At 72.2% G+C, this 21,455-nt stretch carries 21 protein-coding genes; 4 read left to right on the top strand and 17 right to left on the bottom strand.

The annotated features are described in order from the left end of the window. Positions 1 to 96: 96 nt before the first annotated feature. On the bottom strand, positions 97 to 1,035 hold the full coding sequence (locus tag ACGF1Z_RS27690; protein WP_393008563.1) for a LysR family transcriptional regulator: 939 nt from the start codon (positions 1,033 to 1,035) through the stop codon (positions 97 to 99). A 70-nt stretch (positions 1,036 to 1,105) separates the two neighbouring features. On the opposite strand from ACGF1Z_RS27690, the gene ACGF1Z_RS27685 reads away from it, so the two are divergent. After that, a complete protein-coding gene (locus ACGF1Z_RS27685) occupies positions 1,106 to 2,251 on the top strand; it encodes a TDT family transporter (RefSeq protein WP_393008561.1) in 1,146 nt (381 codons plus the stop codon). On the opposite strand, the gene ACGF1Z_RS27680 is transcribed toward ACGF1Z_RS27685, so the two are convergent. The 4 genes from ACGF1Z_RS27680 to ACGF1Z_RS27665 form a co-directional block, all read right to left on the bottom strand. Then, positions 2,190 to 2,900 (bottom strand): helical backbone metal receptor, encoded by a 711-nt coding sequence (locus ACGF1Z_RS27680; RefSeq protein ID WP_393008559.1) that lies wholly within the window; start codon positions 2,898 to 2,900, stop codon positions 2,190 to 2,192. The genes ACGF1Z_RS27685 and ACGF1Z_RS27680 overlap by 62 nt on opposite strands. A 10-nt stretch (positions 2,901 to 2,910) precedes the next feature. Beyond that, positions 2,911 to 3,462: a cupin domain-containing protein gene (locus ACGF1Z_RS27675; RefSeq protein ID WP_393008557.1), complete on the bottom strand. Its 552-nt coding sequence runs from the start codon at positions 3,460 to 3,462 to the stop codon at positions 2,911 to 2,913. A 152-nt stretch (positions 3,463 to 3,614) separates the two neighbouring features. Continuing rightward, entirely contained in the window at positions 3,615 to 5,423 is a 1,809-nt protein-coding gene (locus ACGF1Z_RS27670) for an ABC transporter permease/substrate binding protein (RefSeq protein WP_393008555.1), read from the bottom strand. After that, on the bottom strand, positions 5,416 to 6,627 hold the full coding sequence (locus tag ACGF1Z_RS27665) for a glycine betaine/L-proline ABC transporter ATP-binding protein (RefSeq protein ID WP_393008552.1): 1,212 nt from the start codon (positions 6,625 to 6,627) through the stop codon (positions 5,416 to 5,418). The genes ACGF1Z_RS27670 and ACGF1Z_RS27665 overlap by 8 nt, the downstream gene beginning before the upstream one ends. 272 nt (positions 6,628 to 6,899) lie before the next feature. Here ACGF1Z_RS27665 and ACGF1Z_RS27660 point away from each other — a divergent pair, with 272 nt between their 5' ends. The 3 genes from ACGF1Z_RS27660 (at position 6,900) to ACGF1Z_RS27650 (ending at position 8,940) form a co-directional block, all read left to right on the top strand. Continuing rightward, positions 6,900 to 7,805 carry a 5'-3' exonuclease H3TH domain-containing protein gene (locus ACGF1Z_RS27660; RefSeq protein ID WP_393008935.1) on the top strand — a complete coding sequence of 302 codons (906 nt, stop codon included), beginning with the start codon at positions 6,900 to 6,902 and terminating at the stop codon, positions 7,803 to 7,805. A gap of 100 nt (positions 7,806 to 7,905) precedes the next feature. Then, positions 7,906 to 8,742 (top strand): siderophore-interacting protein, encoded by an 837-nt coding sequence (locus tag ACGF1Z_RS27655; RefSeq protein WP_393008550.1) that lies wholly within the window; start codon positions 7,906 to 7,908, stop codon positions 8,740 to 8,742. Positions 8,743 to 8,787: 45 nt separating this feature from the next. Beyond that, positions 8,788 to 8,940, top strand: a complete 153-nt coding sequence (locus ACGF1Z_RS27650) for a hypothetical protein (RefSeq protein ID WP_393008548.1) — start codon at positions 8,788 to 8,790, stop codon at positions 8,938 to 8,940. A gap of 64 nt (positions 8,941 to 9,004) precedes the next feature. Here the strand turns inward: ACGF1Z_RS27650 and ACGF1Z_RS27645 are convergent, their stop codons facing one another. The 12 genes from ACGF1Z_RS27645 to pafA all read right to left on the bottom strand — a co-directional run bounded on the left by ACGF1Z_RS27645 (position 9,005) and on the right by pafA (position 21,452). After that, entirely contained in the window at positions 9,005 to 10,399 is a 1,395-nt protein-coding gene (locus ACGF1Z_RS27645; RefSeq protein ID WP_393008546.1) for a cytochrome P450, read from the bottom strand. Between the two features lie 173 nt (positions 10,400 to 10,572). Continuing rightward, positions 10,573 to 13,401, bottom strand: coding sequence for a DEAD/DEAH box helicase (locus tag ACGF1Z_RS27640; protein WP_393008544.1), 2,829 nt, complete (start codon positions 13,399 to 13,401; stop codon positions 10,573 to 10,575). Positions 13,402 to 13,445: 44 nt separating this feature from the next. Next, positions 13,446 to 14,393 carry a diacylglycerol kinase gene (locus ACGF1Z_RS27635; protein ID WP_393008542.1) on the bottom strand — a complete coding sequence of 316 codons (948 nt, stop codon included), beginning with the start codon at positions 14,391 to 14,393 and terminating at the stop codon, positions 13,446 to 13,448. Between the two features lie 41 nt (positions 14,394 to 14,434). After that, on the bottom strand, positions 14,435 to 15,334 hold the full coding sequence (tatC, locus tag ACGF1Z_RS27630; protein WP_393008934.1) for a twin-arginine translocase subunit TatC: 900 nt from the start codon (positions 15,332 to 15,334) through the stop codon (positions 14,435 to 14,437). Between the two features lie 104 nt (positions 15,335 to 15,438). Then, on the bottom strand, positions 15,439 to 15,723 hold the full coding sequence (gene tatA, locus ACGF1Z_RS27625) for a Sec-independent protein translocase subunit TatA (protein ID WP_376638215.1): 285 nt from the start codon (positions 15,721 to 15,723) through the stop codon (positions 15,439 to 15,441). Positions 15,724 to 15,909: 186 nt separating this feature from the next. Then, positions 15,910 to 16,107: a hypothetical protein gene (locus tag ACGF1Z_RS27620; protein WP_393008540.1), complete on the bottom strand. Its 198-nt coding sequence runs from the start codon at positions 16,105 to 16,107 to the stop codon at positions 15,910 to 15,912. 35 nt (positions 16,108 to 16,142) lie between these two features. After that, complete coding sequence (locus tag ACGF1Z_RS27615; protein ID WP_393008933.1) at positions 16,143 to 16,388, bottom strand: hypothetical protein; 246 nt, start codon at positions 16,386 to 16,388, stop codon at positions 16,143 to 16,145. Positions 16,389 to 16,515: 127 nt separating this feature from the next. Further along, positions 16,516 to 17,466 carry a helix-turn-helix transcriptional regulator gene (locus ACGF1Z_RS27610; protein ID WP_393008538.1) on the bottom strand — a complete coding sequence of 317 codons (951 nt, stop codon included), beginning with the start codon at positions 17,464 to 17,466 and terminating at the stop codon, positions 16,516 to 16,518. Positions 17,467 to 17,483: 17 nt separating this feature from the next. Further along, on the bottom strand, positions 17,484 to 18,437 hold the full coding sequence (locus tag ACGF1Z_RS27605; RefSeq protein WP_393008536.1) for a helix-turn-helix transcriptional regulator: 954 nt from the start codon (positions 18,435 to 18,437) through the stop codon (positions 17,484 to 17,486). Positions 18,438 to 18,579: 142 nt separating this feature from the next. Next, on the bottom strand, positions 18,580 to 18,960 hold the full coding sequence (locus ACGF1Z_RS27600; RefSeq protein WP_393008534.1) for an FKBP-type peptidyl-prolyl cis-trans isomerase: 381 nt from the start codon (positions 18,958 to 18,960) through the stop codon (positions 18,580 to 18,582). A 62-nt stretch (positions 18,961 to 19,022) separates the two neighbouring features. Next, entirely contained in the window at positions 19,023 to 19,961 is a 939-nt protein-coding gene (locus tag ACGF1Z_RS27595) for an FKBP-type peptidyl-prolyl cis-trans isomerase (protein ID WP_393008530.1), read from the bottom strand. Positions 19,962 to 20,090: 129 nt separating this feature from the next. After that, positions 20,091 to 21,452 carry a Pup--protein ligase gene (gene pafA / locus ACGF1Z_RS27590; RefSeq protein WP_393008528.1) on the bottom strand — a complete coding sequence of 454 codons (1,362 nt, stop codon included), beginning with the start codon at positions 21,450 to 21,452 and terminating at the stop codon, positions 20,091 to 20,093. Between the last annotated feature and the right edge of the window lie 3 nt (positions 21,453 to 21,455).

Here is a 21,455-nt window from a genome sequence, read left to right as displayed (position 1 = left end):
GGGGCCGACAGGCTGACGGGCCGACGGGCAGAGGGGCCGACGGCGCCGGGGCAAGGGGGGCCGCAGGGTGCGCGGGTGGCGGCGGCCTCCCCTCCCTCACCCCGCGGGCCGCGCCCGCGTCAGCGCCAGCAGGTCGCGCGCGGGGCCGGTCGGCCGGTGTCCCGTCGGCCAGACCGCCCGCAGGTCACGACGGAGCAGGACGCCCCGCACCGGGACGGCGACCAGGCGCCGCGAGGCGAGTTCCTCGGCGACGGCGAGCTCGCTGAGCACGGCCGGGCCGGCGGCGCTGACCGCCGCCGCCTTCACGGCGGTGGTGGAGGCGAGTTCGAGCAGCGGGCGGGCCAGGCCGCCGAAGCCCGCCAGCGCCGCGTCGAGGACCTGCCGGGTGCCCGAGCCGCGCTCGCGCAGGACCAGCGGGGTCGCCGCCAGTTCCGCCGGGTCGACCGGGCGGCCGCGCCGGGCCCAGGGGTGCGAGGGAGCGGTGACGACGGCGAGGCGGTCGTGGGCGACGACCGCGCCGTCGAGCCCCTCGGGGACGGCGAGCCCCTCCACGAAGCCGAGGTCCGCCTCGCCCGCGAGGAGCCGCTCGGCGACCGCCGCGGAGTTGCCGGCCTGGAGCGAGACGGCCGTGTCGGGGCGTTCGGCGCGCAGCGCGATGAGCCAGCCGGGCAGCAGGTACTCGGCGATCGTCATGGACGCGGCCACCCGCAGTCGCGAGTCCCGCCGCCCGCGCAGCGCCTGCACCCCGGCGTCGAAGGCCTCCGCCGCCTCCACGATCCGCCGCGCCCAGTCGGTGACGAGCGCCCCCGCGTCGGTCAGCCGGGACCCGCGCGGGGAGCGGTCCACGAGCGCCACCCCGAGCTGCCGCTCCATGGAACGGATGCGGCTGCTCGCGGCGGGCTGGGTGATGCCGACGTCCCGCGCGGCCCGTCCGAGGCTGCCGTGCCGGGCGACGGCGAGGAGCAGCTCGAGTGCGCCGAGGTCGGGAACCCGGTGGGAGAGCAGGCTGGGCAGGTCGCCCGGACGAGAACTCATAACGCCAGCTTATGACCTCATAGCAACATCGTCCCTGGTGGGGGCATTGATCGCGCGGGAGGCTGAGGTCATGGCAACCCTCGCACCTTCTCGGCCGGTCTCCGGCGTCACCACCCCCGACGCCCGGTGGACCTCGGTCCGGCACCTCGGACCCCACTGGTACGCCTCGGTGATGGGCACGGCGATCGTCGGCACCGCGGGCGCCACGCTTCCCCTGGACGTCCCGGGCCTGCGCACCGCCTGCGCCCTCCTGTGGGCCCTGTCCCTCGCGATGCTGCTGACACTGCTCTCCGCGCGCGCCCTGCACTGGACGCACCACCGCGACCAGGCCCGCGCCCATCTCCTCGACCCCGCGGTCGCCCCGTTCTACGGCTGTCTGTCCATGGCCCTGCTCGCGGTGGGCGGCGGCGCGGTGGTCGTCGGCAGGGACTGGATCGGCCTCCCCGCCGCGGTCGCCCTGGACGCCGTCCTGTTCACCGCGGGAACGCTGATCGGCCTGGCGGCCGCGGTGGCGATCCCGTACCTGATGGTGGCCCGCCACCGCATCGAGGGCGCGGCCCCCGTCTGGCTGCTGCCGGTCGTCGCCCCGATGGTCTCGGCCGCGCTGGGCCCGCTGCTCGTCCCCCGTCTTCCCGCCGGCCAGGCCCAGGAGACGTTCCTGATCGCCTGCTACGCGATGTTCGGCATCAGCCTGCTCGCGACCCTCGTCATGCTGCCCCTCGTCTTCGGCCGCCTGGTCACCCACGGCCCGCTGCCGGCCGCCCTCACCCCCACCCTGTTCCTGGTCCTGGGGCCGCTGGGCCAGTCGACGACCGCCGCGAGCAAGTTCGCCGACGTCGCGCCGGGCGTGCTGGCCGCGCCGTACGCCCGGGCCTTCTCCGCCTTCGCGGTGCTCTACGGGGTCCCCGTCATGGGCTTCGCCCTGCTGTGGATGGCCTTCGCCGGTGCCCTCGTCGTCCGGGCCCGCCGCCGGGGCATGGGCTTCGCGATGACCTTCTGGGCCTTCACCTTCCCGGTCGGCACCTGTGTCACCGGCGCCGAGGGCCTGGCCCGGCACACCGGTCTGCCGGCCTTCCACTGGCTGGCGGTCGGGCTGTACGTGTTCCTCGTCGCGGCCTGGCTGGTGGCGGCCGGCCACACGCTGCGCGGTCTGTTCAGCGGAGCGCTGCTCGCAGCACCCGGGGCGCCTCGGCCAGGGACGGCCCGTACCAGGTGAGATGCCGTCCGTCGACGAGTGCCACGGCGGCCCCGGGGAACGCCTCGGGGCCGTCGGCGTGCGTGAAGCGGTACGGCTCGTCCGGCAGCACGACCAGCTCGGGCGCGGCGGCCCTGAGCTCGTCGAGGGGGACGCGCGGGTAGCGCTCGGGGTGGGCGGCGTACACGTTCCGCACGCCGAGCCGGGCGAGCAGGTCGCCGGCGAAGGTGTCGCTCCCGAGCACCATCCACGGGCGGCGCCAGATCGGGACGACGGCGGTGCGCGGCGGCCCGTCGGGGGTGACGGCGGCCCACGCCGCCTCGGCCGTGTCGAGCCAGCCCGGCCGGCTGCGCACGGCGCAGGCGTCGAGGACCCGGTCGAGCTCGGCGAAGGCCTGGTCGAGGGTGCGGACGCAGGTGACGAGCACGTCGAGGCCGGCCGCCCGCAGCGCCTCCAGGTCCGGGGCCCGGTTCTCCTCCTCGTTGGCGATCACGAGGTCGGGGCGCAGCGCGGCCACGGCGTCGATGTCGGGGTTCTTGGTCCCGCCGATCCGGACGGCCCCGCCGAGGTCGGCGGGGTGGGTGCACCAGTCGGTGACGCCGACGAGGGCGCCGGGCGCGGAGACGGCGACGGCCTCGGTGAGCGACGGCACCAGCGAGACGACCCTCATGCGGTCGCCCTCACGTCTCGGCGGCCTCGATGTGGTCCGCGACGGACACGAACACGAGGCGTGTCCCGGCCGCGGTGGCCCGCCAGCGGTGCCGCACCCCGCCGGAGAGGTAGAGGGTGTCGCCGCGCCCGAGGCGGTAGGCGCGGCCCTCGGCCTCGATCTCGGCGGAGCCGTCGGCGACGTACAGCAACTCGTCGTTGCGGTGCAGGAATTCCCGGCCGGCGTCCTGCTCGCCGGTGAACTCCAGGGCCTGCAGCTGATGCCGGCCGCGCACCAGCGGCCGTACGCCCGGGGGCATGTCCCACAGCTCCTCGTGGGCGCGGACGACGTCGACGGTCCGGGCGGCCTCGGCCGCCGCGAGCAGTTCGGCGGCGGTGGTCTCCAGGGCGGTGGCCACGAGTTGGAGGGAGCGGTCGCTGGGGCGGGCCCGCTCGTTCTCGACCTGGCTGAGGAAGGGCACGGAAAGGCCGCTGCGCTGGGCGACGACGGCCAGGGTGAGCTGGAGCGCCCGGCGGCGCCTCCTGACGGCCGCGCCGACGCGCAGCGACTCCTTGTCGTCCATGTCGGCCCCCTCCCTCGTGTCACTCGTGGTCTCGTACCGGTCGGTCAACTGAACCTTACGCAGCTTCGGGCCGGTGTTTCGCGTCGTGGCGAAAAGGGGTGGTCGCCGAACACGTTCGGCGACCACCCCTTTTCGGACAGGAGTCGATGTTCCTACTGCGGGGCGAGCCGCTCCGCGACGCCCGGGTTCCGGTCGAGCCAGGTGCGGACGGCCTCCTGCTCCTTGCCCTTGCCGGTCTCCTGGATGACCGCCTCCAGGCCGGTGAGCTCCTTCTCGCTGAGCTTGAAGCGCTTCAGCCAGGCACCGACCTCGGGGTTCTCGGCGGCGAAGCCCTTGCGGGCCAGGGTGTGCACGCCGTCGCCCTTGCCCCAGCTGCCCTTGGGGTCCTGCAGCTTCTTGAGGTCGTACGTGGAGTAGGCCCAGTGCGGGGACCAGAGGGTGACCGCGATCGGCTGCTTCTTGTCGTACGCGCGCTTGAGTTCGGCCAGCATGCCGGGAGTCGAGCCGTCCACGACCTCGTACTCGCCCTCCAGGCCGTAGTCCTTGACGACCTTGTCCTTGAGGATGCCCATCATGCCGGCGCTCGGCTCGATGCCGACGATGCGGCCCTTGAACGTGCCCGCCTTGCCCTTGAGGTCGGCGAGCGTGTTCACGTCCTTCATGTACGAGGGGACGCTGAGCTCCAGGGAGGTGGGGCCGTACCAGGAGCCGAGGTCCTCCAGCTTGTTGCGGTACTTCTCCCAGTACTGGGCGTGGGTGACGGGCAGCCAGGAATCCGTCTGGAAGTCGATCTGGCCGCCGGCGAGGCCGGTGTAGAGGGCGCCGGCCTCCAGCTGCTTGGTCTCGACCTCGTAGCCGCGGCGCTCCAGGAGCTCCTTCCACAGGAAGGTGGAGGCGATGCCCTCGTCCCAGGGGATGTAGCCGAGGCTGATCTTCTTGCCGTGGCCGGTGTTCGGACCGGACGCGGTGGTGGAGGCGCCGCCGCTGCCGCCGAGGAAGCCCATGCCGCCGGCGACCAGCGCCAGGACGACGACGCCGACGAGCGCGGTGACGGGCTGCGGGCGGTGGCCCCAGATCCTCGCGCCGGCCCGGGCGGCGCTCGCGGCGCGCGCCTTGGCGGCGGCGCGGCGGCCGAGCGGCGAGACCTGGCGGCCGAGGGCGCCGGTCATCCGGTCGAGGTACATGGCGAGGATGACGATGGAGATGCCCGCCTCGAAGCCGAGGCCGATGTCGACGTTGCCGATGGCACGGTAGACGGCACCGCCGAGGCCCCCGCCGCCGACCATGCCGGCGATGACGACCATGGACAGACCGAGCATGATCACCTGGTTGACGCCGGCCATGATCGTGGGCAGGGCGAGCGGCAGCTGGACGCGCAGCAGGGTGTTGCGCGGCGTGGTGCCGAAGGCCTCGGCGGCCTCCACGAGCTCGCCGTCGACCTGGCGGATGCCGAGCTCGGTCATGCGTACGCCGGGCGGCAGGGCGAAGACGATGGTCGCGATGATGCCGGGGACCGCGCCGACGCCGAAGAAGATGATGCCGGGGATGAGATAGACCATCGCCGGCATGGTCTGCATGAAGTCCAGGACCGGGCGCAGCACGGCGCTGACGGTCTTGGAGCGGGCCGCCCAGATGCCGAGTGGTACGGCGATCACGAGCGTGACGAGGGTGGCGACGAGCACCAGCGACAGGGTCGCCATGGCCTCGTCCCACAGCTCGACGGAGTCGACGAGCGCGAACGCGGCGAAGGCGACGACGCCGGTGGCGAGGCCGCGCAGCCACCACGCCAGGACGGCGAGGATGCCCGCGAAGAGCAGCGGCTGGGGCGCCGACAGGACGGCGTCGATGCCGTCGTAGAGGCCGGTCACGCCGGTGCTGATGGCGTCGAACAGCCAGGACAGGCGGCTCTGCAGCCAGTCGACGCTGCTGTCGACCCACTGGCCGAGGGGGATCCTAGGCATGGGTGGTCACCTCCTCGGCGTCGGAGCGGGTGTCGTCGACGGACGTGGCGGCCCCGGCCTTCCCGCCCGGGCGCACGGCCCCGGCCTGCTCGGTCGGGCTTCCGGAGCCGGCCTGCCCGCCCCGGTCCACGGGGCGGGCCTTCTCGGCCGGGCTGACGTCGGCGTCGAGTCCGCCCATGACGCCGAGCAGGCGGTCCTGGGCGACGACGCCGAGGACCCGGCCGTCGGCGGCGGCGACGGCCACCGGGTGGAGGGAGCGCGCGGAGACGGCGCACAGATCGGCCAGCGGCGTCTCCGGGGCGACGAGCTCGCAACCGCAGCCCGGCGGGCAGTCCTCGGGGGCGACCGTGCCGGCCGTCATCACGGATTCGGCCGTGAGCACACGGGTGCGGTCGACGTCCTGGATGAAGGAGGCGACGTAGTCGTTGGCGGGGCGGATCAGGATGTCCTCGGCGGTGCCGAGCTGGACGATCCGGCCGTCGCGCATCACCGCGATGCGGTCGCCGAGGCGCATGGCCTCGTTGAGGTCGTGGGTGATGAAGACGATGGTCTTCTTCAGCTTCTGCTGCAGCACGAGCAGCTGGTCCTGCATGTCGCGGCGGATCAGCGGGTCGAGCGCGCTGAACGACTCGTCCATGAGGAGCAGGTCGGCGTCGGTGGCGAGCGCGCGGGCGAGGCCCACCCGCTGCTGCATGCCGCCGGAGAGCTCGTCCGGCCAGGACTTCTCCCAGCCGGCCAGCCCGCACAGCTCCAGGGCCTCGGCGGCGCGCTTCTCGCGCTCGGCGCGGGGCACGCCCTGGACCTCCAGGCCGTAGGCGGCGTTCTCGAGGACGCTGCGGTGCGGGAAGAGGGCGAAGTGCTGGAAGACCATGCTGATCTTCTTCGACCGGACGTCGCGCAGCTCGCGCGGAGCGAGCGCGGTGAGGTCACGGCCGTCGAAGAGGACCCGGCCCGCCGTGGGTGCGAGGAGCCCGTTCAGCATGCGCAGGAGGGTGGACTTGCCCGACCCGGACAGACCCATGACGACGAAGATCTGGCCGGGTTCGACGACGAAGGACGCGTCGATGACGGCTGCCGTGGTGCCCTTGGCACGCAGGGCGTCGCGGTCGACCGCGTTCTCTCCTTCCGCGGCGAGTTCACGGACTGCTTCGTCGGGTCGTCTGCCGAACACCTTGTACAGGTGGTCGGCCTGGAGCCTGGACACATACACCTCAGGGGTAGCAACGAAAAACGGCCCGCCACCCCCGCAGCAGCCGGGCCGTGGAGCGAGGCGGGATCTGCCCGCGCGCCCGTCGCGTACGGGATCCGTCCCTGTCCGGACCTGGTGCCCGGACGGCCGGATCCCCTACCGGGTCCGCTCCGGGCTCCCGCCTGCCCGGGCTCCTCCCCCACAAACGCGAAGGTGACCGGTGTCACGCCTGGTGGGGGGTGTTGTCGGTGGGGTGCGGCATGATCGGGGGTGTGACGCGACGCCTGATGCTCCTCGACACCGCCAGCCTCTACTTCCGCGCGTACTTCGGCGTGCCGGACTCGGTCCGGGCGCCGGACGGGACGCCGGTGAACGCCGTGCGCGGGCTGCTCGACTTCATCGGCCGCCTGGTCCAGGACCACCGGCCGGACGACCTGGTCGCCTGCTGGGACGACGACTGGCGCCCGCAGTGGCGGGTGGACCTGATCCCCTCGTACAAGGCGCACCGGGTGGCCGAGGAGACCCCGGCGGGACCGGACGTGGAGGAGATCCCGGACACGCTGGCGCCGCAGGTCCCGGTGATCGTGGACGTGCTGGCGGCGCTCGGCGTCGCCCGGGTCGGCGCGCCCGGCTTCGAGGCGGACGACGTGATCGGCACGCTGACGGCGCGGGCGGCCGGCCCGGTGGACATCGTCACCGGCGACCGCGACCTCTTCCAGCTGGTGGACGACGGGCGCGGGGTGCGCGTGCTGTATCCGCGCAAGGGCGTGGGCGACTGCGACCTGGTGGACGAGAAGTTCATCCTGGAGAAGTACGGGGTGCGGGCGGACCGGTACGCCGACTTCGCGGCGCTGCGGGGGGACACCAGCGACGGGCTGCCCGGCGTGAAGGGCATCGGCGAGAAGACGGCGGCGCAGCTGATCACGGAGTACGGGGACCTGGCGGGCGTGCGCGCGGCCGCGGGCGACCGGACGTCGAAGCTGACCCCGGCCAAGCGGCGCGGGATCATCGAGGCGGCGGAGTATCTGGACGTGGCGCCGACGGTGGTGCGCGTGGCCCGGGACGCGCCGCTGCCGGAGTTCTCGGCCGCCGTGCCGGCGGCCCCCCGGGACCCGGAGGCGCTGGCGCGCCTGGTCGAGCAGTGGGGCCTGGGCGGCGCGGTGGGACGTCTGCTGCCGGTGCTGGGCGGCTGAGGCCGGGCCGCCCTTCCGGAGTCCCTGATCCCTCTGGGCCCGGGGCTTCCGGGATGCTAGCTTAGGCAAACCTAAGTAATCACCCCGAACGGGAGACGTCGTGGCAGAACAGCCCGCACGCAAGGCACCGAGGGCCCACGAGGCCCAGGTGGTGCGCACGGAGCGGATCACCCCGCAGATGGTGCGCCTGGTGCTCGGCGGCCCCGGGCTCGACACCTTCGAGATCGGCACATACACCGACCACTACGTGAAGCTCCTCTTCGCGGCGGAGGGGGTGAGCTACCCGGAGCCCTTCGACATGGAGCGGATCCGGGCGGAGTTCCCGCGCGAGCAGTGGCCGACGACCCGGACGTACACGGTGCGGGCCTGGGACCCGGTGCAGCGCGAGCTGACCGTCGACTTCGTGGTCCACGGCGACGAGGGCCTGGCCGGCCCCTGGGCGGCACGGGCCCAGGCGGGCGACACCGTGCGCTTCCTCGGCCCCGGCGGCGGCTACGCCCCGGACGAGTCCGCGGACTGGCACCTCCTGGTCGGCGACGAGAGCGCGCTCCCGGCCGTCGCTGCCGCCCTGGAGCGGCTGCCGGAGGGGACGACGGTGCACGCCTTCCTGGAGGTCCCGGACGCGTCCGAGGAGCAGAAGTTCACGACGGCGGCCGGGGTGGACGTGACCTGGCTGCACCGGGGCGCCCGCCCGGTGGGCGAGGCCCTGACCGAGGCCGTGCGCGGGCTCGACTTCCCGGCCGGCGACGTGCACGCCTTCGTCCACGGCGAGGCCGGCTTCGTGAAGGAGCTCCGCCGCCACCTCCGCATGGAACGCGGGGTCCCGCGCGAGCGCCTCTCGATCTCGGGCTACTGGCGCCTGGGCAAGACGGACGAGGCCTGGCGCGCGATCAAGCGCGAGTGGAACGAGCAGGTGGAGCGCGAGCAGGAGGCCTGACGCACCCCGCACGACAACGCCCGCACCGGCCTCCTCGCCGGGGCCGTGCACGGCCCCGGCGCGATCCCGACCCGCTGGACCGCCGACCTGCACGTGCCGCTGCCGGGCTTCGGCGACCGGGTACTGCGGGCCGACGACCTGCGTACGCTCGCGCGTTCCCTGGCACGGGCGGGCGAGGACGCCGTCACGAAGGGCTGACGAGAGGCCCTCGCCGACGCGTGGTGACCGCCGGACGGCAGGGGCCTCCGGGCCCTTCTGGACGCTAGCGGGCCCGGACCGTCGCCAGGACGTCCCGGTCCGGCTGCAACGTCAGGCCCGGGACGGGCAGCACCTCCTCCGCGTCGAGGTCGAGACGGAAGCGGCGGGCGACGACGGCCAGGATCAGCACCGCTTCGACCATGGCGAAGCGCGTGCCCAGGCACACCCGCGGGCCGCCGCCGAAGGGGTACCAGGCGTACTCCGGTATCTCCTCGGTCTCCCCCTCCGTACCGCCGTCCTTCGCCGGCAGCCAGCGCTCCGGACGGAACTCCAGCGGGTCCCGGTACCACCGGCCGTCCCGCTGGGTGGCCCACTGGCTGCTCCAGACCCGGGTGCCGGGCGCGATGGGGGCGCCGCCGAGCGTGGCACCCTCCTTGGCTATGCCGGTGAGCAGCCAGATCGTCGGGTAGAGGCGCAGCGTCTCCTTCACCACGGCCTGGGTGTAGCCGAGGGCGGCGTAGTCGTCGAAGCCGGGGTCGCGGTCGCCGAGGACCCGGTCGAGCTCGGCGCCGAGAGCGTCCGCGACCCGGGGATTGCGGGAGAGGAGATACCAGGCCCAGACGAGGGTGGAGCTGGTGGTCTCGTGCCCGCCGATGTAGAGGGTGACCGTCTCGTCGCGGATCTCCCGGTCGGAGAGGGGGACGCCGGTCTCGTCCCGGGCGGCGAGGAGCCTGCTGAGCAGGTCCGGCCGCTGGCCGTCGCCGTCCCGGTGGCGCGCGACGACGCGGGAGACCTCGGCGTCGATGACGGCGGTGGCGCGCTTGATGCGGGCTCGTCCGGGAGTGGGGATCCAGTCGGGGAGTATCGCGCCGATGCCGCTGAACTCGGCGCCGATCTCGTGCTGGGCGACGTCCATGGCGCGGCCGATGGCCTCGGCGTCGGCGGCGGTGTCGACGCCGAAGATGGTGCGGACGGCGATGAGCTGGGTGAGGGCGGCCATCTCCTTCTTGACGTCGACCCGGTCCCCGTCGGACCACCGCTCGGCCAGGTCGACGGCGCACTCGGCCATCGTGGCGGCGTAGGACTTGACCTGCCGGGGGCGGACCGAGGGCTGCACCAGGGAGCGCTTGCGCCGCCAGTCGGCGCCCTTGGAGACCACGACGCCGTCGCCGAGCAGCGTCCGGAAGGCGATGCCGAGGTCCGGCTGGTCGAAGGTCCGCTCGACCTCGGTGAGGAGCTCGCCGATGGTCTCGGGATGGGCGATGAAGAGGGCGGGGGTGCGGCCGAAGCGCCAGCGGACGAAGTCCCCGCGCTCACGCAGCCGTTCGAAGAAGGCGAGCGGGTCCTTGCCGAACTCCGGCAGGTTCCCCAGCCCCGGGACGCCCCGGGGTCCCGGGACGGTCTTCCGCCCGTCCGCCGTCGTGGTGCCGACGGCGGACGGACCGGCTTGCGTGGTCACGTGCGTTTCCTTCCGCAGGAGGTGCGAGGTGATGGCCTCAGTGCCCCAAGTGCTCGTTCTGCTGTACGAGTTCATGGAAGCGGAAGGGACCGACACCGCGCCACCCCTGTGGAAAACCCCCTGTGGACGACGCCCCTGAGGGTGGGTCAAGGGCGCTGCCGGAGCTGTAGCTGTCAGCCCACCGAGCTGTAGGCCACGACACCCCTCAGCAGCGACTCGACCGCCTTGCGGGCGTTCTTCGCGACGGTGCTGTTCTCCTTCGGCGCGGCCGCCGCGATCTGGCCGAGCACGTCGATGACCTGCTTGCACCAGCGGACGAAGTCGCCGGCCGGCATCTCCGCCTCGCGCAGCACCTCGTCGAGCCCCTTGTCGGAGGCCCACTGGTAGGCGGCCCAGGCGAAGCCGAGGTCCGGCTCGCGCTGGCCGACGCCCTCCGTCTGGTGGAGCTTGAACTCCTCCTCCAGCGCGTCGAGCCGGCCCCAGATCCGCACCATCTCGCCCATCGCGGCCTTCGCCCGCCCCGTGGGCAGCTTCGGCGCGACGGCGTCGTCGGACTGCCGGGCCTCGTAGACGAGCGCGGAGACGCAGGCGGCGAGTTCGGCCGGGTTCAGCCCCTCCCACACGCCTTCGCGCAGGCACTCGCTGGCGAGCAGGTCGAGTTCGCCGTAGAGCCGGGCGAGCCGCTTGCCGTTGTCGGTGACGTCGTCGGCGCGCAGGTAGTCGAGCTCGGTGAGGAGCGCGACGATCCGGTCGAAGGTGCGGGCGATGGTGTTCGTCCGGCCCTCGATGCGCCGTTCCAGCTGCTTGGTGTCGCGCTGCAGGCGGTGATAGCGCTCGGCCCAGCGGGCGTGGTCCTCGCGCTCGTCGCAGCCGTGGCAGGGATGGGCCCTGATCTCCGTGCGCAGCCGGGCGATCTCGCGGTCGTCGGCCGCGGCCGAGCGCTGCCTGCGGTGCCGCTCCGGGTTGATGTGCCCGGCCTTGCTGCGCAGCGCCGAGGCCAGGTCGCGGCGGGACTGGGGGGACTTCGGGTTGAAGGACCGCGGGATGCGCATGCGCTCCAGCGCCTCCACGGGGACCGGGAAGTCGATGGCGGCGAGCCGCTTGACCTGCCGCTCGGCGGTGAGGACCAGCGGGCGCGGCCCGTCGTGGTACTCGAAGCCGCGGTGCCCGTTGGTGCGCCCGGCCGGGACGCCCGGGTCGAGGACCAGGGCGAGCCCGGCGAACTTGCCCGTCGGCACGTGGATGACGTCTCCGGGCTTGAGCCGCTCCAGCGAGGCGGCGGCCTCGGCGCGGCGGTGGGCGGCGCCCTGACGGGCCAGTTCGGTCTCGCGGTCCTTGAGTTCGCGGCGGAGCCGCGCGTAGTCCTCGAAGTCGCCGAGGTGGCAGGTCATGCCCTCGCGGTAGCCCTCCAGGCCCTCCTCGTTCTTCTGGACCTGCCGGGAGATCCCGACGACCGAGCGGTCGGCCTGGAACTGGGCGAAGGAGGTCTCCAGAAGCTCGCGCGAGCGGTGCCGGCCGAACTGGTCGACCAGGTTGACCGCCATGTTGTACGAGGGCTTGAAGCTGGAGCGCAGCGGATACGTGCGGGTGCCCGCGAGTCCGGCGAGGTGGCCGGGGTCCATGCCGCGCTGCCACAGGACGACGGCGTGTCCCTCGATGTCGATGCCGCGGCGGCCGGCGCGGCCGGTGAGCTGGGTGTACTCGCCGGGGGTGATGTCGGCGTGCTGCTCGCCGTTCCACTTGACGAGCTTCTCCAGGACCACCGAGCGGGCCGGCATGTTGATGCCGAGGGCGAGGGTCTCGGTGGCGAAGACGGCCTTGACGAGGCCGCGGACGAAGAGCTCCTCGACGACCTCCTTGAAGGTCGGGAGCATGCCGGCGTGGTGGGCGGCGATACCCCGCTCCAGGGCCTCGAGCCATTCGTAGTAGCCGAGGACGTGGAGGTCCTCGCTGGGGATGGCCGCCGTGCGCTCCTCGACGATCTCGCGGACGCGGCGGCGCCCGTCCTCGTCGTTGAGCCGCAGGCCCGCGTAGAGGCACTGCTGGACGGCGGACTCGCAGCCGGCCCGGCTGAAGATGAAGGTGATGGCGGGGAGCAGTCCCTCGGCGTCGAGCCGCTCGATGACCTCGGGCCGTCCCGGCGTCCAGATACGGGAGCGCTGGCGGCGCTCGCGCTCGCGGTCGGCCTCGCGGACCATCTTGCCGCGGCGCCGGTCGCGCGGGTTGTACGTGCGCGAGTTCTCGGTGCGGGCCAGGCGGAGCAGGTCGGGGTTGACCTCGCGGCGGGAGGCGCCGCGGCCGCCGTGGTCGGTCTCCTCCTCGAAGAGGTCGTACATCCGGCGGCCGGCGAGCACGTGCTGCCAGAGCGGCACCGGGCGGCTCTCGGAGACGATGACCTCGGTGTCGCCGCGGACGGTGTCGAGCCAGTCGCCGAACTCCTCGGCGTTCGACACGGTCGCGGAGAGCGACACCAGCGTCACCGACTCGGGGAGGTGGATGATCACTTCCTCCCAGACGGCGCCGCGGAAGCGGTCGGAGAGGTAGTGCACCTCGTCCATCACGACGTAGCCGAGGCCGGAGAGCGCCTGGGACCCCGCGTAGAGCATGTTGCGGAGGACCTCGGTGGTCATGACGACGATGGGCGCGTCGCCGTTGACGCTGTTGTCGCCCGTGAGCAGACCGACCTTGTCGTGGCCGTAGCGCTTGACGAGGTCGGCGTACTTCTGGTTGGAGAGCGCCTTGATGGGCGTGGTGTAGAAGCACTTGCGCCCTTGCCGGAGGGCGAGGTGGACGGCGAACTCGCCGACGATCGTCTTGCCGGAGCCCGTGGGAGCGGCGACGAGCACGCCCTTGCCCGCTTCGAGGGCCTTGCACGCCTCGGTCTGGAAGGGGTCAAGACCGAACTCGTACATCTCGCGGAAGGGGGCCAGCGCGGTCGCCTGCTCCGCGTTGCGGGCGCGGGCAGCTGCGTACGCTTCGGCTGGTGTGAGGTCCTCTGTCATCTTGCTGTCGAGCCTACCCGCCACCTCTGACAGTGACGCGATCTTTATCGAGGCACCTGCGGCGGCGTCTGCGGGGCGAGCACCCGGAGGGCGCCGGGCACGCAGTGGACGGTGAGCGGCAGGGGTCCGAGCGGCTCGCCGTCGGCGTAGCCGGTGATGCCGTGGGCGTCCAGGGTGAGGGAGCGGACCCGGTGGACGGTGATCTTGGGATGGTCGAGGTGGGTGCCGCGGTAGACCCTCGGGAAGACCCTGATCAGCTCCGTGCGGGAGCAGTCGCCGACGACGGTGACGTCGAGGAGACCGTCGTCGAGGCGCGCGTCGGCGCAGATGCGCATGCCGCCGCCGTACGAGGTGCCGTTGCCGACCGCGACGAGGGTGGCCTCGACGCGGGTCTCGGCGCCGTCGTCGAGGGTGAGCCGGTACGGGGCGGGCCGGAAGGCGGCGAGCTCGGCGAGGATGGCGAGGTCGTACCTGAAGCGTCCGGCGGGCAGCCGCATCCGGTTGCCGCGGTCGTTGACGCGCGAGTCGAAGCCGGAGGCGAGCACGGTCCCGAACCAGCGGTGCGCGGGGCCGCCCGCCGCCGCGGCCCGCGGTTGTTCCACCCGCCCGAGATCGACGGTCCTTCCGCCGCCGCCCGTGAACGCCTCGGCGGCCACCCGGCCGGCCTCCGCCGGGTCGCGCAGGGGCAGTCCGAGGCAGCGTGCGAAGTCGTTGCCCGTGCCGACGGGGATCACGCCCAGTGGGGTCCCGGTGCCGGCGACCGCCTGGAGGGCGAGCGAGACCATGCCGTCGCCGCCGACGGCGACGAGGGCTCCGGTGCCGCCCTCGACCGCCTCGCGGGCCCGTCGCAGGGCGTCGTCGGCGTTCCGGCCGAGGACGGTACGCACGGTGACTCCGGCGTCCCGGAACGCACGAGCGGCCGGCTGCGCGGCGTGCGCGCCCCGGCCGCGTCCCGCGGTGGGATTGACGAAGAGAGTGATCTCGCTGGTCATGGCGGGTCCCCCCGGACGGAGTCTGGGGGGACCCTACAAGATCAGGTGACGTCGTCGTAACCGTTGAGGCGGTGCGACCTGCCGTCCGCCTCTCCGGTGGCCTGCTCGGGCAGGGTCCGGGCGGCGCCGACGCTCTCGACCGGGCCGACGGGCTGCGGAGTGAGGTCGAGGCTCGACGCCTCGTCGTCGTCCAGTCCGGCGTCCGGGTTGTTGCGCCGGCGCCGCTTGTCGTTGATCAGCGAGAAGCCGACGGCTGCCAGGTAGAGGACCGTGATCGGCACGGCGAGGGCGAGCATGCCGACGGGGTCGGTGGTCGGGGTGATGACGGCGCCGAAGACGAAGACGCCCATGATCACGCCGCGCCACCAGCGGGCCATCCGCCGGCCGCTCAGCACGCCGGTGAGGTTCAGCATCACCAGGATCAGCGGGAGCTCGAAGGCGAGGCCGAAGACGAGCACCATGCGCAGGGTGAAGTCGAGGACGTCACCGAGCGAGAGGATGTTGGCGGAGCCCTCCGGCGTGAGGCTGATGAGCACCTGCACGCTGATGGGGAGGATCAGGTACGCGAGGTAGGCGCCGGCCGCGAAGAGCGGGACCGCGGCGCCGACGAAGGCGTACGTGTACTTCTTCTCCTGCTTGTGCAGGCCGGGCGCGATGAACGCCCAGAGCTGGTACAGCCAGACGGGGCTCGCGACGACCAGGCCGGTCGTCAGCGAGAGCTGGATCGTCGTGCTGAAGGGCGCCATCAGCGTGTTGAAGGAGACGATGGCGCAGTTTCCGCCGTCGCTCGTGACGCCGTGCGCGCACTTGGGCACGGACTTCGTCAGGAACACCATCAGCTGCTCGCTGTACACGAGGGCCACGACGGTGACCGCCGCGATGGCCAGCAGGCCCTTCGCGAGGCGGTTGCGAAGCTCACGCAGGTGCTCCACGAGGGGCATCCGGCCCTCGGGATCCTTCTCCTGCTTGCGGGCAGACTTGAGCAACCCACGTCCTCATCTCGTGCGGCAGCCGCCGCTCGGGGCGGCGGCCGCGGCGGACCGGGTCAGCGCTTGGTGGTGTCGGTGGGCTCGGTCACGGGACGCGAGCTGGTCACGTCGCCCGGGGCGGCCTGGATGGTGCGCGGCACGGCCTGCTCCTGCGGGGCGGGGTGCGGCGGGTCGGCGGGCGCGCTCTGCTGGTCGTCCGACTTCATCGCCTTGGCCTCGCTCTTGAGGATGCGGGCGGACTTGCCCAGCGAACGAGCCATGTCCGGAAGCTTCTTGGCGCCGAACAGCAGGATGATCACGACGAGGATCAGAATGATCTCGGTGGGGCCGAGCCTACCCATAGCTGTTTACCTTCTTCACCGAGGCGACATTGGAGTGCGGGCCCGGACGGTCGGACATGCGTCCGGCCACCGCGCTTGCAGCGATCGTAACCCGCAGGAGTAAACGGGCGGCAATGGCCGTGCATACTCGCGCTTTCGTCCCGCGCGCAAGCCCCGTGCGGCCTCAGCCCGGCCACCGGCGCGAATTCAGCGGAGCGTCTCGCCCGTTCGCGCCAGGTCGGCGGCGGCTCGTTCGAGCTGCTCGGCGGCCTCGTTGATGCGCTGTGTGGTGTGTGCCACTTGACGGCCGAGGCGCTGGGCCTCCAGGAAGACCTTGATGCCGAGGATGCCGAGGACGGCGATGCCGAGGAAGCCGAGGGCGATGGCGAGCATGGGCCAGAACATGAACCGAGCCTAGAGGGTGCCGGGGGGCCGGGAGGTCAGCCCGTGGTGTGCAGGCGCAGGGTGCGTACGCCGCCGCCGGTGAGGAGTTCGACGATCCGCTCCCCCGCCGGCTTGCGGACGGCGCTGCCGCACTCCGGGCAGGTGAAGGAGTAGAAGGTGGTGCGGCGGCTGGCGCCGATGGCGAGCCGGAGGGCACCCGCGGAGAGTTCGAAGCGGGAACGGCAGTCGGGGCACGCGGCCTTGAAGTGGACCGGGGCGACCGTCGCCGTCAGGCCGGGCATTGCGGACATTTCCCTCAACTCTCCCCACTGCGGTTCGGGTACGTCACTGGAAACAGCGTCCGGAGCCCCCGGAACGTCACGTTCCCCCTGTTGCACCGCCGCCCGGGCCCCGGCCGGCGGGCGCCGTTCAGCCCTCGTAGGCGGCGAGGGCGGCGGACGCCGCCTCGCGCGCGCTGTCCGCGAGCTCCTGGGGGGCGACGATCCGGCCGTCACTGCCGAGCCGCAGCGCGAGCCGCCGCAGCGAGGCGGGCGCCGGGGTGCGCAGCGTGATCCGCAGGCCCCCGTCGGGCAGCTCCTCGGCCCGGTCGTGCGGGTAGTACTCGGCGACCCAGCGGCCGCCGGGCCCGACCTCCACCACGACCTCCGGGTCCTCGGCGGAGGGCTGCACGAGCCCCTCCGACAGGTCCCGCAGCTCGATCTCCGGGGGCGCCGCCGGCGCGTCGAGGAGCCGGATCTCGGCGACCCGGTCGAGCCGGAAGGTACGGCGCGCCTCGGAGAGCCGGCACCACGCCTCCATGTACGTGTGACCCACGGCGAACAGCCGGATCGGGTCCACCTCGCGCTCGGTGAGCTCGTCCCGGGCCGGCGAGTAGTAACGGAGCCACAGCCGCCGGCGCTCCGAGATCGCCCGGTCGACCTCGGCGAACACACCGCCCTCGGACTCGAAGGTCACCGACAGACGGGAGCTGGCCCCGGCCGCCTCGCCGGCCGCCGCCTCCAGCTTGGCGGTGGCCCGCAGCAGCGCCTCGCGGTCGCTCTCGCGCAGCCCCGGCAGCGTCGCCACCGCGCGCGCCGCCACCAGCAGGGCCGTGGCCTCGTCGGCGGCGAGCCGCAGCGGGGCGGCGACGTCGTCCGGGTTGTGCCACCAGATCCGGTCACCGTCGGTGTCGATGTCGAGCAGGTCGCCGCCGCGGAAGCTGGTGCCGCACATCGGCAGCACGTCGAGGTCCGAGATCAGCTCGTCCTCGGTGATCCCGAAGGCCCGGGCGACGTCGGCGACGTGCGCGCCCGGGCGCTCGCGGAGATAGGTGACGAGGGAGAGCATCCGCCTCGTCTGGTCGATGGCGTTGGCAGCCATGGTCGTTCCTCTCCCCCTCAGCCCTTGGCCACGGCGCGCAGCCGCTCCACCACGTCGGCCCGCAGGTCGGCGGGCTCGAGCACGACCACGTCGGGGCCGAATTCCACGAGCCAGGCGTCCAGGCCGTGGCCATACGGGATCTCCAGCTCGTCCCAGCCGTCGGCGCCCACGCTCACGGACTGGGCGCGCGAACGCAGCGGATAGCCACAGCCGGCCCGCAGCCGGATCCGGGCCGAGCGGGTGGCGGTCTCGCCCGCCCAGCTCTCGACGGTCTCCCGGACGGTCACCACGTCGGGCACGGGCGCGGTGAAGGCGCCGGCCCGGGAGCGCACCTTGCCGGTGATCCGGGACAGCCGGAAGACCCGCTCGGCGGCGCGGTCCCGGTCCCAGCCCGCCAGGTACCAGTGGCCGCGCCAGCACTCCAGCGTCCACGGCTCGACATGCCGGGTCTCCGGGCGGGCCGCGTTGGCCTTGCGGTAGTCGAAGACGACCGGCCGCCGGTCACGGCAGGCCAGCATCAGCGGCTCGAAGGCGGCCTCGTGCACCGGGATGCGCGGTTCCAGAGCGCTGTGGGTGTCGTACGAGTCCTCGGCCTCCGGCATCCCCGCCGCGCGCAGCTTCTGCAGGGCGCCGCTCGCGGCCCCCGCGAGGCGGGCCTGCTGCCAGACCCTCGCCGCGAGCCCGAGGGCGGCGGCCTCCTCGGCGTCCAGGGTGATGGCCGGCAGCCGGTTGGAGTCACGGCGGGCCAGGTAGCCGGTCTCGGCGTCCAGGTTCTCGACGGTCTCGATGACCAGACCGAGCTCGCGCAGATCGTCCTTGTCGCGCTCGAACATCCGGTTGAAGGCGTCCTCACCGGTCGCCTCCATGTACGCCTCGATGGAGCCGCGGAGTTCCCTCTTGCTCAGCGGACGGCGGGTTCCGAGCAGGCACAGCGCAAGATTCATCAGCCGCTCGGCCTTGGCAATCGCCATCGACGCCCCGCACCCTCTTCTGCCGGATTGACTTGGTGAGACGTCCGACCGTACCGCCCCGGGGTGTCCGGACAAAAGCCGGGACGAACGCCGAGGGCCCCCGCCGGGAGGCGGGGGCCCTCGGAACCGCGAACGGAGCGGGTCAGCGCTTGGTGACGCCCACGAGGTCGCAGACGAAGATCAGGGTCTCGCCCGGCTTGATCTTGCCGCCGGCGCCCTGGTCGCCGTAGGCGAGGTGCGCGGGGATGACCAGCTGGCGGCGACCGCCGACCTTCATGCCCTGGACACCCGTGTCCCAGCCCTGGATGACCATGCCGACACCGAGCTGGAAGTCCAGCGGGGCGCCGCGGTTCCAGGAGGCGTCGAACTCCTCGCCGGAGTCGAAGGACACACCCACGTAGTGGACCTTGACCATGTCGCCGGCCTCGGCGACCGCGCCGTCACCCTCCCAGATGTCCTTGATCTCCAGGTCGGCCGGCGGCTCGCCGCCCGGGAAGTCGACCTCGGGCTTCTCGATGCTCACTGCAGTGCGCTCCTCAAAAACTATGAACCGCCCAGACGATGGTCTGCGCGACCGGGACAGTCTTACATCTTCGTCAGGATGTCGACGGAGAACACGAGGGTCGAGTTCTTCGGAATACCCTGCTGCTCCTTGTCGCCGAACGCCTCCGACGGCGGTGCGACGATCAGGACCCGGCTGCCGACCTTCTTGCCGACGAGACCGTCCTTGAGGCCCTTCAGCGTCAGCTGGCTCAGCGGGAAGTTGGCCGGCTTGCCGTTGGTGTAGGTCGAGTCGAAGACCTTGCCGTCCTTCCACAGGGCGGCGACGTAGTTCACGACGATGGTGTCGGTCGCCGCGACGACCTCGCCCTTGGACTCCAGGATGTAGTTGGAGACCAGCTTGGTCGGCGGGTCGACCTTGGGAACGGTCAGCGAGGGCTGCTTGCCGTCGGTGTTGGTGCCGACCTTCGGCAGGTCCTTGTTCTCCTGGGCGACCGGGGTGCCCTCGGCCGACTTGGGGATCGTGACGGCCTTCAGGATGTCGACCACGAACACCAGGGTGGCGTTGGGCTTGATGTCGCCCTGGCCCTGCTCGCCGTACCCCAGCGTCGGCGGGATGCCGATCTCGACACGGCTGCCGACCTTCTGCCCCTCCAGGCCCTTCTCCCAGCCCTGGATGACCTGCCCCTCGCCGAGCGTCAGCGAGAAGGGCTGCTTCCGGTCGAAGCTGTTGTCGAAGGGGGTGGTCTCGTCCCACTCCTGGCCCAGGTAGTTCACCTGGAGCGCGTCGCCCTTCTTGGTGACAGGACCGTCGCCCTCGCTGATGACGTTGACCTTGAGGTCCTTCGGCGGGTCCCCCACACCCTTGGAGAGGGTCGGCTTCTCTCCGAACTTCTCGCCCGCGGTGATGGCGGGAAGACCGTTCTTCATCGAACCGGAATCGGAGCCCTTGTCGTCGCTGCCGCAGGCCGCTGTGGTGAGCAGCAGCAGCGGGACGACGAGCAGGCCGGCAAGTCGGCGCACTAGTTCCTCAGATCTCAGACGGCACAGTAGTTGTCCGGACACTCTAGGGGACCACCCTGAGATGCCGTCGGCCCCGCACGTCGGACGTGCGGGGCCGCCGGACCGTTCCGTGTCGCCGTCGGCCGGTTCCTACATTCCGGCGATCAGCTTTTCCACCCGGTCGTCGACCGAGCGGAACGGGTCCTTGCACAACACCGTGCGCTGCGCCTGGTCGTTGAGCTTGAGATGGACCCAGTCGACGGTGAAGTCCCGCCGCTGCTCCTGGGCGCGGCGGATGAAGTCACCGCGGAGCCGGGCCCGGGTGGTCTGCGGGGGTACCGACTTGCCCTCGAAGATCTTCACGTCGTTGCACACCCGGGCCGCCTGGCCGTTCTTCTGGAGCAGGTAGTACAGACCGCGGCGGCGGTGGATGTCGTGGTACGCGAGGTCTATCTGGGCGACCCGCGGATGCGACATGGTCATGTTGTGCTTGGCCCGGTAGCGCTCGATGAGCTTGTACTTCATGACCCAGTCGATCTCGGTCTCGATGCGGTCGAGCTGCTCCGCCTCGATGGCGTCGAGGGTGCGGCCCCACAGTTCGAGCACCTGGGCGACGACGCCGCTGCGGATGCCGCGCCGGTCGACGAAGTCGGCGGCCTTCTCGTAGTACTCCCGCTGGACCTCCAGGGCGGAGGCCTCACGGCCGCTGGCGAGCCGCACCTTGCGCTGGCCGGTGATGTCGTGACTGACCTCGCGGATCGCCCGGATCGGGTTCTCCAGGGTGAGGTCGCGCATCACGGTGCCCGCCTCGATCATGCGCAGCACCAGGTCGGTGGCGCCGACCTTGAGGAGCATGGTCGTCTCGGACATGTTGGAGTCGCCGACGATGACGTGGAGCCGGCGATAGCGCTCGGCGTCCGCGTGCGGCTCGTCGCGGGTGTTGATGATGGGGCGCGAGCGGGTGGTGGCGGAGCTGACGCCCTCCCAGATGTGCTCGGCCCGCTGGGAGACGCAGTAGACCGCGCCGCGCGGGGTCTGCAGCACCTTTCCCGCACCGCAGATGAGCTGGCGGGTGACGAGGAAGGGAATGAGGATGTCCGCGAGCCGCGAGAACTCCCCGTGGCGGGCCACCAGATAGTTCTCGTGGCAACCGTAGGAGTTTCCGGCGGAGTCGGTGTTGTTCTTGAAGAGATAGACGTCGCCCGCGATTCCCTCCTCGTGCAGGCGGCGTTCCGCGTCGACGAGCAGTCCTTCGAGAATGCGCTCGCCTGCCTTGTCGTGGGTGACCAGTTCGACCACGTTGTCGCATTCGGGAGTTGCGTATTCCGGATGCGAACCCACGTCCAGGTACAGGCGGGCGCCGTTCCGCAGGAAGACATTGCTGCTGCGGCCCCATGACACGACACGGCGGAAGAGGTAGCGCGCCACTTCGTCAGGAGACAGTCGGCGCTGTCCCCTGAACGTGCACGTGACGCCGTACTCGTTCTCCAGCCCGAAAATGCGGCGGTCCATGTC

The organism is Streptomyces sp. NPDC048018 (assembly GCF_043202995.1).
In the GTDB taxonomy this organism is placed as follows: domain Bacteria; phylum Actinomycetota; class Actinomycetes; order Streptomycetales; family Streptomycetaceae; genus Streptomyces.
This window is presented reverse-complemented; position numbering and strand designations above follow the sequence as displayed.